This window comes from Candidatus Polarisedimenticolaceae bacterium, from assembly GCA_036275915.1.
GTDB lineage: Bacteria > Acidobacteriota > Polarisedimenticolia > Polarisedimenticolales > DASRJG01 > DASRJG01.
Genome location: DASUCV010000011.1, coordinates 141,665 through 154,294 on the forward strand (window position 1 = coordinate 141,665; position 12,630 = coordinate 154,294).

Annotated in this window: 13 protein-coding genes and 1 pseudogene; 11 read left to right on the plus strand and 3 right to left on the minus strand. The window is 67.1% G+C overall.

Annotation, left to right across the window (positions count from 1 at the left end; translation table 11 throughout):
- Window positions 1–5 precede the first annotated feature (5 nt).
- From VFV19_10185 to VFV19_10205, 5 genes are all read left to right on the plus strand, one after another.
- Window positions 6–1,025: a VWA domain-containing protein gene (locus tag VFV19_10185; GenBank protein ID HEX4824674.1), complete on the plus strand. Its 1,020-nt coding sequence runs from the start codon at window positions 6–8 to the stop codon at window positions 1,023–1,025.
- Window positions 1,026–1,338: 313 nt separating this feature from the next.
- Window positions 1,339–1,983: an OmpA family protein gene (locus tag VFV19_10190; GenBank protein HEX4824675.1), complete on the plus strand. Its 645-nt coding sequence runs from the start codon at window positions 1,339–1,341 to the stop codon at window positions 1,981–1,983.
- A gap of 85 nt (window positions 1,984–2,068) precedes the next feature.
- A complete protein-coding gene (locus VFV19_10195; GenBank protein HEX4824676.1) occupies window positions 2,069–3,943 on the plus strand; it encodes a bifunctional homocysteine S-methyltransferase/methylenetetrahydrofolate reductase in 1,875 nt (624 codons plus the stop codon).
- A gap of 29 nt (window positions 3,944–3,972) precedes the next feature.
- Window positions 3,973–4,803 (plus strand): glycine zipper 2TM domain-containing protein, encoded by an 831-nt coding sequence (locus tag VFV19_10200; GenBank protein HEX4824677.1) that lies wholly within the window; start codon window positions 3,973–3,975, stop codon window positions 4,801–4,803.
- 154 nt (window positions 4,804–4,957) lie between these two features.
- Entirely contained in the window at window positions 4,958–5,692 is a 735-nt protein-coding gene (locus VFV19_10205; GenBank protein HEX4824678.1) for a hypothetical protein, read from the plus strand.
- On the opposite strand, the gene VFV19_10210 is transcribed toward VFV19_10205, so the two are convergent.
- Both VFV19_10210 and VFV19_10215 read right to left on the minus strand, forming a co-directional pair.
- Entirely contained in the window at window positions 5,689–6,378 is a 690-nt protein-coding gene (locus VFV19_10210; protein ID HEX4824679.1) for a response regulator, read from the minus strand. The two genes, VFV19_10205 and VFV19_10210, sit on opposite strands and share 4 nt — an antisense overlap.
- Window positions 6,375–7,196: a M23 family metallopeptidase gene (locus VFV19_10215; protein HEX4824680.1), complete on the minus strand. Its 822-nt coding sequence runs from the start codon at window positions 7,194–7,196 to the stop codon at window positions 6,375–6,377. The genes VFV19_10210 and VFV19_10215 overlap by 4 nt, the downstream gene beginning before the upstream one ends.
- 242 nt (window positions 7,197–7,438) lie before the next feature.
- Between VFV19_10215 and VFV19_10220 the strand changes: the two genes are divergently transcribed.
- The 6 genes and pseudogenes from VFV19_10220 to VFV19_10245 all read left to right on the plus strand — a co-directional run bounded on the left by VFV19_10220 (window position 7,439) and on the right by VFV19_10245 (window position 11,795).
- Window positions 7,439–8,548, plus strand: a complete 1,110-nt coding sequence (locus VFV19_10220) for a TlpA disulfide reductase family protein (protein ID HEX4824681.1) — start codon at window positions 7,439–7,441, stop codon at window positions 8,546–8,548.
- A gap of 26 nt (window positions 8,549–8,574) precedes the next feature.
- Window positions 8,575–9,249 (plus strand): annotated as a pseudogene (locus tag VFV19_10225) (alpha/beta hydrolase).
- Between the two features lie 21 nt (window positions 9,250–9,270).
- Window positions 9,271–10,206 (plus strand): SMP-30/gluconolactonase/LRE family protein, encoded by a 936-nt coding sequence (locus VFV19_10230; protein ID HEX4824682.1) that lies wholly within the window; start codon window positions 9,271–9,273, stop codon window positions 10,204–10,206.
- Window positions 10,196–10,753: a GNAT family N-acetyltransferase gene (locus VFV19_10235; protein ID HEX4824683.1), complete on the plus strand. Its 558-nt coding sequence runs from the start codon at window positions 10,196–10,198 to the stop codon at window positions 10,751–10,753. Before VFV19_10230 ends, VFV19_10235 begins: the two co-directional genes overlap by 11 nt.
- A 16-nt stretch (window positions 10,754–10,769) precedes the next feature.
- A complete protein-coding gene (locus VFV19_10240) occupies window positions 10,770–11,306 on the plus strand; it encodes a hypothetical protein (GenBank protein ID HEX4824684.1) in 537 nt (178 codons plus the stop codon).
- Window positions 11,307–11,345: 39 nt separating this feature from the next.
- A complete protein-coding gene (locus VFV19_10245) occupies window positions 11,346–11,795 on the plus strand; it encodes a VOC family protein (protein ID HEX4824685.1) in 450 nt (149 codons plus the stop codon).
- A 1-nt stretch (window position 11,796) separates the two neighbouring features.
- On the opposite strand, the gene VFV19_10250 is transcribed toward VFV19_10245, so the two are convergent.
- Window positions 11,797–12,570 (minus strand): DUF4386 domain-containing protein, encoded by a 774-nt coding sequence (locus tag VFV19_10250; protein HEX4824686.1) that lies wholly within the window; start codon window positions 12,568–12,570, stop codon window positions 11,797–11,799.
- Window positions 12,571–12,630: the final 60 nt, after the last annotated feature.

Sequence of the window (12,630 nt, forward strand, 5' to 3'; positions counted from 1 at the left end):
CCAACATGCGCCGGACACAAGGTATTTTTGTCGCGTCGCTCGCCATCCTCATGGCGGGTCTGCCTGCCGGGGCCGACGGGCCCGCCGCGGATCCGGCGCTGACCGCCGCGGCGCAACCCACGCCGCCCGTCCCAGGCAAGAAGCTCGACGACGCGACGATCGAGCGCATCCTCAAGCTCCAGGATCAGGAAGAGGTCGCGGTGCGTGTCGTCCTGATTCCGGCGAGCGTCGAGGACAAGCACGGCCGCGTCGTCACGGGTCTCAAGGCGAACGATTTCCAGCTCTCCGACGAGAAGGTCCCCCAGCAGATCAAGTACTTCTCGATCGAGAACGACGCTCCGGTCGCGATCGCGTTCGTGCTCGACGTTTCCGGCAGCATGCGCCAGAGCGGCAAGCTGGACGCCGCAAAAGAAGCGATCCGCTTCTTCGTCGATCAGCTCCGCCCGCAGGACCGTTTCGCGCTGATCTGTTTCGCCGACGAGCAGGTGTCGTGGGTCACGCAGTTCACCTCCGATCGCACCGTGTTCCTGGAGCGTTTGGCGGTGCAGGAGGGGTACGGACAGACCGCGCTCAACGACGCGGTCGCCGCCACGCCGAAGCTCGTCGACGAGGCGTCGACCGGCCGGAAGGCGATCGTCCTCATCACCGATGGCGTCGACAACGCGAGCAAGCTGACGGTCTACGATGCGGTCAAGACCGCGCGCCACGTCGAGGTGCCGATCTACTCGATCGGCTTCTCGACCCTCCCCTGGGAGACCAACAGGAAGCCCACGGATCTGACCACGAACATGGGCGTGCTCAAGATGTTCGCGGATGAAACCGGGGGCGACACTTTCGTGGTCCAGGATCCCGACGAGATGAAGGAGGCGGTCGACAAGATCTCGACCAGCCTGCGTTACCAATACCTGATCGGGTACTCGCCCGGCCTGCAGCGGTGGGATGGCCACTTCCGCTCGATCCAGCTCCAGGCCAGGAACGGCCGTTACGTCGTCAAGACCCGCAAGGGGTACTACGCGAACCCGTGACGGGTTAAGTTCCCGCCCCACGTAAATCTGACACTCCCGCCGCGCCGCAGAGGCGTCACTCGGGCCTTCTAACCCCGGGAAATCCCACGAATTTGTAAGTAGGACGACGCTTTCGTGATGGCACGTCCCTTGAGAATAGTCCGGATGCGGTCCGGAACTGGACGGGATGCCATTGCGAGAAATCGAGCAAATTTGTAAAGTTGGAGCGCGATTCCAAGCCGTGGAGCCGTTCGGAGCGGCGCGCAACACGTTTCACCGTCACGCGACGACGCCTGGTGGCGTCGGCGACGGTCAAGTCGAAGGAGCGAAAAATATGCACAAGAGGTTGGGTTGGGCAGTCGCGGGCGTGGCGGTGGTTTCGCTGATCTCGGCGAACGGCTGCGTCACGAAGAAGGTCTGGAGACAGAACGTCGAGGCGACCGACACCCGGATCAAGGGCGTCGAGAGCGGGCTCGAGACTCAGGAGAAGCGGACGTCGGATCTCGCCAAGGACACGGACACCAAGATCACCGAGGTCAAGGCCACGGCGGACAAGGGCGTCGAGATCGGCAACCAGGCGATGAGCACGGCGCAGGACGCTCAGAAGCTCGCCCGCGGGAAGATCCTCTGGACGACGACCCTGTCGGACGACAGCGTCAAGTTCAAGTTCGACGGCGACAAGATCCCCGACGACGCCCAGGCGATCCTCAACGACCTCGCCTCGAAGGTGAAGGGCCTCGACAAGACGGTCTACCTCGAGATCGAGGGCCACACCGACAACATCGGCAGCGACACCTACAACGAGAAGCTCGGTGAGATGCGCGCCGAGGCGGTGCGGAACTACCTGGCCGAGACCGGCGGGATTCCGCTCCACGCGATGAACGTTATCTCGTACGGCGAGACCAAGCCGGTGGCGGCGAACAACACCGCCGACGGCCGCGCGAAGAACCGCCGCGTCGTCATCCGCGTCCTCGAGTAGACACGATCGGATCCTCAAGGGCCGGCTCCGTGGCTATGTCACACGGGCCGGCCCTTCGTGTGTCCGGCGCTGGTAAATTGCAGACATGAAACGCGATTTCGTCGATCGACTCTCCGAGAGGATCATCCTCTTCGACGGCGCCATGGGAACGCGTCTCTACGATCTCGGCGTGTTCCTGAACAAATGCTTCGACGAGCTGAACCTCTCGAACGCAGGCCTCGTCGAGACGGTGCACCGTTCCTATGTCGCGGCGGGCGCCGACGTCATCGAGACGAACACCTTCGGCGCCAACCGTCTCAAGCTCGACAAGCACGGGCTCGGCGACCAGGTCGCCGCGATCAACGCGCAGGGCGCGCGACTCGCGCGCAAGGCGGCGGGTGAAGACGCCCTCGTCGCGGGTGCGATCGGCCCGCTCGGCGTCCGTATCGAGCCGTGGGGACCGACCTCGGTCGACGAGGCGATCGCCATCTTCAGCGAGCAGGCCGCCGGTCTCGCCGAAGGCGGGATCGATCTCTTCTCCGTCGAGACGTTCTACGACCTGGCCGAGGTCGAGGCCGCGGTCCTCGGGATCCGCCGTGTCTCATCCCTTCCGATCGTGGCCCACATGACCCTCGAGGACGACGGAAGCAGCCTCGAGGGGGTTGCGCCGGAAGTGTTCGGACCGCGTCTCGCCGCCCTTCCGGTCCAGGCGGTCGGCGTGAACTGCTCCGTCGGCCCCGCCGCGATGCTCGACGCCGTCGAGCGGATGGCGACCGCGGTGAGCCTCCCGATCGCGGCGCAGCCGAACGCCGGCAAGCCTCGCGCGGTCGACAACCGGAACCTCTACCTCTGCAGCCCCGAGTACATGGCGGTCTACGCCAAGCGCTTCATCGAAGCCGGCGTGCGAATCCTGGGGGGCTGCTGCGGCACGACACCCGACCACATCAAGGCGATCCGTGGTGCGGTGCGCGCCGTGTCACCCGCGCGTCGCACGTTTGCCGTCGTCGCGCCGTCGGCCGGCGCGCAGGCGAGCGTCCCGCCGGTCCCGGTCGCCGAGCGATCGCGCCTCGCGGCGTCGATCGCCGCGGGGAAGTTCGTCGTCAGCGTCGAGATGCTGCCGCCGAGGGGCCACGATCTCTCGAAGAACCTCGCGGGAGCGGTCGCGCTCCAAGCCGCCGGCGTCGACGCGATCAACATCCCGGACGGGCCGCGCGCTTCCGCCAGGATGAGCCCGATGGCGATGGCGGTGAGCCTCGAGCGCCAGGTCGGGATCGAGACGATCATCCACTACTGCTGCCGGGACCGGAACCTCCTCGGCATGCAGTCCGATCTGCTCGGCGCGCACGCCCTCGGGCTTCGCAACGTGCTCATCATCACCGGCGATCCGCCGAAGCTCGGCGACTACCCCGACGCCACCGCCGTTTTCGACGTCGACAGCATCGGCCTCACGAATATGGTCACGCGCCTGAACGGCGGGCACGACGTCGGCGGCAACGCGATCGGCGATCCGACTTCGTTCTTCGTCGGCTGCGGCGTGAATCCGGGCTCGCCCGACCTCGATCGCGAGATCGCGCGATTCGAGTGGAAGGTCGATGCCGGCGCGCAATTCTGCATCACCCAACCGGTCTTCGACGTCGAGGCGCTCCTCAGGTTCCTCGAGCGGATCGGCCCCGCGAAGATCCCGATCATCGCGGGCGTGTGGCCGCTCGCCTCGTTCCGCAACGCGGAGTTCATGAACAACGAAGTCCCCGGCGTCAGCGTGCCCGACGCAGTGCTCGAGCGGATGCGCCGCGCCGACACGAAGGAAAAGGCCCGCATCGAAGGGATCGCGATCGCGCGCGAGACGCTCGCCGCGTTGCTCTCCATCGTGCAAGGCACGCAGATTTCCGCGCCGTTCGGGCGCTACCAGACCGCGCTCGATGTGGCCGAAGCGATCCCCGCGGAGAAGCGCACTGGAATTTCGCCCGCGCGGACCGAATGATTGACCACACCACCAAGGAGGAACGCACCATGACTGCACGAAGGGCCCAGGTCGTCGCCGCCTCGCTCGTCGCGCTGGCGGCGCTGGCCTCTGCCGGCTGCGGCCACCACGACGATGCGCCGGCGCCCGATGCCGCCGCCCAGACGGCGACACCGCCGGCGGCGCAGCCGCCCGCAGAGGCAGCTCCGGCAACGCCGCAACCCGCACCCGCACCTCAGACGCAAGCACAAGCACCCGCCCCCAAGCACGAGAAGCACGAGACCACGGCCGCCCCGACGGCCGCTCCGGCGGCCGTCGCGGAAGCGTCGAAGCCGGCGCCGCCGCCCGAGCCGATCGTCAAGACTCTTCCGGCCGGGACCGGTCTCAACATCCAGCTCGTCAGCGCGGCGTCCAGCAAGACCAGCCAGATCGGTGACGCGATCCGCGCCAAGCTCACGCAGGCGATCGAGCTCGATGGCATGACGGTCGTCCCTGCCGGCGCGACGATCAGCGGCACGATCACCGAGGCGCACGCCCTGAGCAAGATCGGAGGCCAGGCGCTCCTCGGCGTGAAGTTCGACACGCTCGAGCTCGCCGAGGGTCACAGCGTGCCGATCGTCGCGAGCATCGAGCAGAAGGGGAAGAGCGAGACCGGCAAGGACGCCGGAACGATTGCCGGCGCCACCGCCGGCGGTGCTCTTCTCGGGAGGCTCCTGAGCAAGCACGACAAGACCAAAGGCACGCTCATCGGCGCCGCCGTCGGCGCCGCGGCGGGTACCGGCGCCGCCGCCGCGACCAAGGGCCAGGAGGTCGAATGGCCCGCCGGATCGACCCTGGCGCTCAAGCTCGAGGAGAACGCCACGGTGACCGTGCAGCGGTAACCCTGTCACGCTCGGAGGTCTCGCACGTCCCACCCCGGGGACAGCGGGAGGGAAAGGGCCGGGAAATCCCGGCCCTTTTTCCTTGGTGGCGCTTGGCCTGCCCGTTGCACCCTCAATGACTTCGAGCGCCGCGCGCGCGATCGGAGGACGAGCGATGAGACGAAGCCTCGTGTTCGCCGCATGCATCACCGCCGCATGTCTGACCGCCGGTTCGGCGTCGGCGGCGCCTGCCGGGTCGTCCGGGGCGTTCACCTTCCGTCTCGGCGGGTTCTTTCCGAGCGGCGACAGCGATTTCTGGAGGGCGAACGAGGCGGCGTTCACGCTCGACCACAGCGATTTCGACGGGATCATCGGCGGCGTCGGCTACACCGGCGCCGTGAACAACTACTTCGAAGTCGGCGGCAACATCGACTTCTACAACGAGGTCGTCCGCTCCGCCGATCGGAATTTCAGCGATTCCATCGGCAACCCGATCTTCCACGACACGCGCCTCTACGAGGTGCCGCTCACGCTCGATCTCAAGTTCCTTCCCACGGGGCGCTACGCGCGCCGCGGTACGGGCGGCAATCATTACGTGCGCCATCCGGTGCCGTACATCGGCGGCGGGATCGGCGCGGTGTACTGGCAGTACGAGGAGCAGGGCGACTTCGTCGCCACGGATCTCTCGATCGTCTACTCGCGATTCGTCGACTCGGGGGTCGAGTTCGAGCAGCACGCGTTCGCGGGGCTCGAGTTCCCGGTCTCTCCGAACTGGGGGATCACGCTCGAAGGGCGCTACGCGTGGTGCGACACCGCGGTGGGCGGTAGCTTCTCGACGCTGTCGCCTCCACCCGGGCGGCTCGAGCTGGGCGGCTTCTCGTTCTTCGTCGGAGGCGCGCTGCGCTTCTAGCGCTGTAGGGTGTCTTGAGGCAGCGTCTCGCCGAGGAGGGCGGCCACCTTCTTTACGAGCGACTCGCCCATGTTCATCCCCTTGATGACGGCGTCGTCGATCCCCATCGCCTGGAGCTTCTTCCAGCCTTCGCCGTACATCTCGGATTCGTCCTGGGCGGTGAACACGAGCACGGGGCAAACCTTCCCCGGCAACTCGCGGAGGAGCCGGAGCCCGTCCTGGCCCCCCTCGAGCGTCAGGTCGAGGAGGAGCAGGTGGATCCCGCCCTGGGCGAGGAAGCTCTTCGCCTCGGCGACGGTCTTCGCGTGCTTCACCTCATACCGTTCCGCGAGCGCGTCGCGGGCGATCTGGGCGAAGTACTCCATGTCCTCGACGATGAGCACCGTCGGGCGCGCGCCCGTCTCGCGCCGCGTTTCGGCCGACGGCGTGAAGTGGAGGCCGCAGCGCGGGCAGCACACCTCTCCCACGGGAGCCGCGATCGCAGCCGGCGCGGGAGCCGGCGCGGGAGCTGGCGCCGGAGGGGCGGCGGGAACCGCATCCGCGGCTTCCGCCGCGATCGGCCGCGGATGGAGGACGATCGTCGCGCCGCAGGCCTGGCAGGCGACGAACCCGCCTTCGAGCGGCAGCTTCGCCTCGTCGACCAGATAGCCCTTCCCGCAGCCCGCGCAGCGGATCTCGACCTTCACCGGCGGACCTGCGCGACCGACTGGAAGTACGGCATCGGATCGACCGGGTGGTTCTCGAGGCGCAGCTCGAAGTGGCAGTGCTCGGTCGTCGCGTTTCCGGTGCGGCCGACGTGCGCGATCGGCTCACCCTTCGTGACCGAGTCGCCGGTGTGGACGATGAGCGAGATCGCGTGCGCGTAAAGCGACTGTACGCCGTCGCCATGGTCGAGGATCACCATGTTGCCGTAGCCGCTCGCGGTGTGCCCGGCGAAGGCGACGACGCCGTCGCGCGTGGCGAGGATGTCCTGGCCCTTGAGGCCGCGGATGTCGACGCCTGCATGGATGTGATGCCGCCGCGGCTCGCCGAACGGGCGCATGAACTCGCCGCCCTCGACCGGCCACATGTACGACCCGGCGGTCGTGATCGGAAGCGTCGCGGGCGGACGCGAGCCGGGGAGCGGTGCCGGGAACGGCGCGACGTCGATCGTCGCGCGGGCACCCGGAATGAAGATCGGGGTCCCGACGTCGACGCGCGTGGGATCGGCGATGTTGTTCACGCGGGCGATCGTCTCGAGCGGCACGTCGTAGGCGCGCGCGATACGCCAGAGCGTTTGCCCCGGCTGCACGACGTGCATGACGCCGTCCTCGGACTCACCCGCCTCCGTAGGGGCCGCCTCGCTCGAGGGAGCGGCCGGAGCCGTCACCGCGGCGATCGAAGCCGCCTCCGGTACCTTCGGCGCGACCTCTTGCACGGGAACGTTCGCGGAAGCTCGATGGGTGGTGCCGGCGCAACCGCTCACGGCCAAAGCCGCCGCCGCCAGAAGGCACCTCGCGCGCATCGGCGGGAAGTCTAGGTCCCGGCTGCCGCCGAGACAATCCTTAAACGCTGTGCGTGCGGGATCCGTTCGGCATCAGCCCGACAGACTCCAGCACCTCTGCATTCGAATTACGGAGTTGCGACAGGGAGCGACGAAAAACGCGCACCGAGTTCTATTCCCGCTCGAGCCGCCCCGCCGGCGCTCCCGGTCTGCGGCCCCGCCCCGCCTGGGCTACAATCCGTGGTTCCGTGGAGGTGGTTTCGATGAACCGACCGAAGACGCTCGCAGCGGTCACCCTTTCGGCGGCGCTCCTCGCCGCCGTGGCGGCCAGCCGGGCCCAGACGCTGACCCAGGCTCCGGCCGCCGCACCGCCCGCCGCGCCCGGCCTCGCCGCCGTAGCCGTGGTCCAATTCGGTGAAGCCCTCCCGGCCGCGAAGTTCGCGAACATGAACTCAGCCCCCGGCCAACCGGCAAGCGTCGATCTCGCCACCTATCTCGGCAAGAAGCCGATGGTCTTCATCTACTGGATGGCCAACAATCCGCGCTCCGAGAAGATCCTCCAAGAGACGCAGGCCGTGTGTGACGCCGCCGGCGAGAAGGTCGTCTGCCTCTCGTTTGCCGCTCCGCCGTACGGCTCGTCCGACACCACGCCTCTCAAGACCCGCGTCGGCGAGCTGAAGCTCAAGACGCCGGTCCTCTACGACGAAGGCTTCCGCGTTCTCCAGGAGCTGGCCGTCCACTCGGTCCCCAACATCGCGATCGTCGACATCGAAGGGAAGCTGCGTCTCTCCAACGGCGGCAGCCTCAAGCAGACCCTCGAATACAAGCTCGACGTCGAGGGCGCGATCAAGCGCGTCGCCTCGACCGGCAAGCTCGGCACCTACGGCCTCCTTCAGCAGTACTACCCGGTCACCGAGCTCGTCGGCAAGAAGTGCCCCGACTTCGACGCCCCGCTTCTGAGTGACGGGGTCTCGCGCAGCTTCAACTCCATGCTCTCCACGACGAAGCTCAACGTCCTCGTCTTCTGGTCGGTCGATTGCCCCCACTGCAAGGCGAGCCTTCCCAAGCTCAACGACTGGCTCAAGGGCCATCAAGACGGGATGAACGTCATCGGCGCCGCGCGCGTCACCGACGACGCCACGAAGACCCGCACCGCCGAGTACTGCCGCATCAGCGGCTTCGTCTTCCCCACCTTCGTCGACAAGGACATGGTGATCGGCGGCCAGTACCAGGTGATCTCGACACCCACCATCGTCGTCATCCGCCCCGACGGCGTCGTCGACTCCGTCCTCCTCTCCGGCGAAACCGACCTCGGCCAAGCCCTCGAAGCGAAGAAGCGCGAGCTGCTCAAGACGCCGGGGCCGAAGGGCTAGGCTCGCCGACACGCTTCGTTCTCGTCCACGGCTCGGGTCAGAACGCTGACTCCTGGTCACGAGTCGCCCGTGTGTTGACGGCGCGAGGCCACGCGGTCGATGCCCCTGACCTGCCGAAGCGCGCTCCGGAGTGGAAGCTCGTCGACTACGCCGCGGAGATCGCCCGGGCGGCCTCCGAGCCGGGCAGTGTGGTCGTTGCCCACTCGTTCAGCGGCGTGTTCCTCCCGCTGTTGCCCGAGCTGTGCGAAAGCCCTCGTCTGGTGTTTCTGGCCGCGGTGATCCCCGAGCCCGGTAAGAGCGTTCGCGAGCAGTTCGCAGAGGATGCGGGCATGTTCGCGCCCGGCTGGATCGAGGCGGGATCGCGATGGTTCGACACGTCGCAACAGGCGGGCCTCGCCCGCGAGTTCCTCTTCCACGACTGCGACGACGCGACGCTCGCCTGGGCGCTCGAGACGGTTGAGCTCTTCGACACGCGGCACCTCGTGACGGAGCCGGCCTCGTTCGCCGAGTGGCGGCGTGTGCGCACGGCATCGATCGTGGCAACGGACGATCGAACCCTCACGGCGGACTGGGGCCGACGCGCGACCCGCCGCCTGCTCGGCCAACCACCGATCGAGATCCAGGCAGGGCATTGCCCGCACGTGTCGCGCGCGCGGGAGATCGCGGACATTCTCGAGCGGTTCGCGTCGCAGGCGGAGTAGTCTGGCCACACCGTGAACGGGATGAAACGACGCCATCTGAGGCATCTGTCGATCGTCATCATCGTCTGTTGCATTCAGGCGACCGCATCCGCGGCCCGCGCCGAAGAGGTCACCGTCGTCGCCAATGTGCTCGGCCCGGAAGGGCCGCTCTTCGTCAACGGCAACCTCTATTACGTCGCATGGACGTCGAGCACGCTGTCGAAATGGGACGGCAAGACGGCGACCGTCCTCAACAACCTGAGAGGCTGCAGCCACAACGGGCTGGCCCTCACCAAGCAGAAAACCTTCCTCGTGGCCTGCACCGACGAGAAGGGCGCGATCCTCGAGCTCGACATGGCCGGAAGGCAGCTCCGGCGATGGGACGCGGATGACAAGGGCCGCAAATTCATCGGCGGCATCAACGACATCGTCGTCGCGCGCGACGGCGGCGCCTACGCCACGGTGTTCGGCCACTACGAGGCCACACCGACCGGGGTGACGGGCAAGATCCTTCACCTCGCAGCAGGCGGTACCAAGTGGGTCGAGGTGGCGAACGATCTCAACTACGCCAACGGCGTCGGTATCTCGCCCGATCAGCGGACGCTCTACGTCAGCGAGACGGTGGGGAACGGCATCCTCAAGTTCCACGTCAACGCCGACGGCTCGCTAAGCGACCGCTCGAACTTCGCTCTGCTGAACCTGCTGGTGCCGAACAAGAACGAGAGCTGGTGGCTCGGGCCCGACAGCATGAAGATCGACGGCAAGGGGAACCTCTACGTCGCGCAGTGGTTCGGTGGGAAGATCCTGAAGATCTCCCCCCAGGGCAAGCTGCTGCACGTGTTCCCGATCGCCGCCGGCGACGGCACGACCAACGTCGCGTTCGGTCCCGGCGACAAGGAGCTCTACGTCACCGTCGTCGAGGATCCGAACGATGCGCAGGCCAATGGCCGCATCGTTAAGATTCCCAATGTCGACTGACATCCCTCGGCTCGAGACGCCGCGCCTCATGCTTCGGCCGTTCGAAGCGGCTGACGGTCCCGAAGTCGAGCACCTCGCGGGCGCTCGTGAGATCGCCGATACGACGCTGACCGTTCCGCATCCGTATCCCGTCGGCGGAGGAGCGCAGTGGATCGCCACTCACTCCATGGCGTGGGAGCGCCGCCATGGACTCGCTCTCGCGGTTTGCGACCGATCAGCCGACGGTGTGCTGATCGGGACAGTCAGCCTCGCCATGTTGATGGCACACCGGCACGGCGAGCTCGGCTACTGGATCGGCGTCCCGCACTGGGGCAAGGGATACGCGACCGAAGCCGCGCGCGCGGTCACGGCGTTCGCATTCGAGAAGCTCGGCCTCGAGCGCGTACAAGGCCGCCATTTCACCCGCAACGTGGCATCGGGGCGCGTCCTGCAGAAGTTGGGGATGCGCCTCGAGGGTGTTCATCGGAGTGCGTACGTACGATTCGGCCGCTTCGAGGACGTCGCCGTATACGCCGTTCTCGCGTCCGAGTGGAGCAAGACGTCGTGACGACGATCTTCACTCAATGACACGCACGCGGCCCGCGATCGCTGAATTCGACGGTCTCGCGCTGTTCCGCGCCATGGACGCGAAGCGCTCGAAGGAAGAGCTTTCATGGCCACAGGTCGCAAGGGAAATCTGGGCGCAGTCCGCCGCATTGAACGCGAAGCGCGCCGACCATCCCATCAGTCCGGCGACGCTCACGGGGCTGGGGCGTCGCGGCGACTGCACGTGTCAGCACGCTCTCTTCATGCTGAGGTGGCTAGGCGAGCCGCCGGAGCGATTCGTCCCGGGCTCGAAGCAGACGCGCGTACGACCGCCGGCAGTCGGTCCTCACCGCCGGCTTCGGTGGGATCTCAAGGCGCTCGCCGCCGCGCTCGACTCGGAGCGGAGGGCTCGGGAGCTCACGTGGGCCGCGGCCGCCGTCGAGCTGCGATGCACGTCTAGTCAGCTCACGGGGATCCGAATCGCCCGTTACGCGATCGGAATGCGCCTGGCCATGCGCATCGTGGCGTGGCTCGACCGGCCGGCGAGCGATTTCATCGTGGCCGCGAGGTGGTAGCGAGCGTTGTAGGATCCTTGGAGCCTCGGAGGAGATCCCATGAAGGAGCGGTTCCGCACGTTGTTGCTCGCGACCCTCGTCATCGTCACCGGAGGGCTCGTCTTCGCTGCCGACGCGCCGAAGCAAAAGGTTGTCGGCATCGGTGGTCTGTTCTTCAAGGCGGAGCATCCGAAGGAGCTCGCGGCCTGGTACGAGACGAACTTGGGGATCTCGCTCACGCCGACGGCCATGGGGCAGGAGCCCTGGCATCAGGAAGCGGGGCCGACCGTCTTCGCGCCGTTCAAGAAGGAAACAAAGTACTTCGGCAAGCCGGAGCAGATGTGGATGGTCAACTTCCGTGTCGCCGATCTCAAGGCGATGATGGCGCAGCTCCGAGCGGCGGGGATCAAGGTCGAAGAAGAGGGGAGCGACCCCTCCGGAGACTTCGCCCGGCTCGAGGATCCGGAAGGCAACCCGATCCAGCTCTGGCAGCCGGCGAAGGCCAAGTGACTCACTCGGCCGCGCGGCTCTGCTCGCTCCATTCGTGCTCGTCGACACCGCGGATGAGGAGCCAGAAGTAGAGGGATGCCTCGGCGACGAACGCGGTGCCGAACGGCACGATCGGTCGTAGGCGCAGGGCGAGCGCCGGTACGAGCAAGGTGGCGAAGCCGCTCACGAGGATGCCCAGTCCATCGAGCGGGTAGATCCAACCGATGAGGCGCGGCAGGAACCGTGCGCGCCGCACCAGCAGAGCGAGACAGAGCGATCCGAAACCCATGAAGATCAGCGCGACGGTGTACACGAAGGAGTGCATTCTCAGGCACGTGTACGCCAGCGCTTGCGCAGACGCGACCGGGAGGGCGGCGAGATCGGGCCCACCCTTCACGAAGATCAGCGCGGCGACGTCGGTGAGCACGTCTGCGGCTTGGATCGTGGCGCCCATCAGCGTCAGAGCCACGAAGGCCCGCGCGCAGCGGTCGCCTACCGGTCTGAAGAGCGCGTAGACCAAGAGCATGGCGCTCGCGAATGCTCCGAGCGCGCAAAGCTCCGCCGCCATGCCGAAGCGAAACTTCGATTCGAAGCGCAGGAGGTTGGCCGCGGTGTGAGCGACGTCGTCTCGAACGATTATCTTCGAGAGGGCGGAGACCGAGAAGCCGGCCCCGACGCCGCTCGCGATGTTGAGGATCGCGGCGGCGCGCGCCACCTGCGCGGGAGTCCACCTCGGGCGGCCGGCCCTGGTACCCTCTCCTTCCGGATGAACCTGCTCGCCGAAGCTCGTTGCCATGCGCCGAGACGCTACGCCTGCGGCCCGCAACCGACCATGATCTCGCGCGTCAAAGACGTG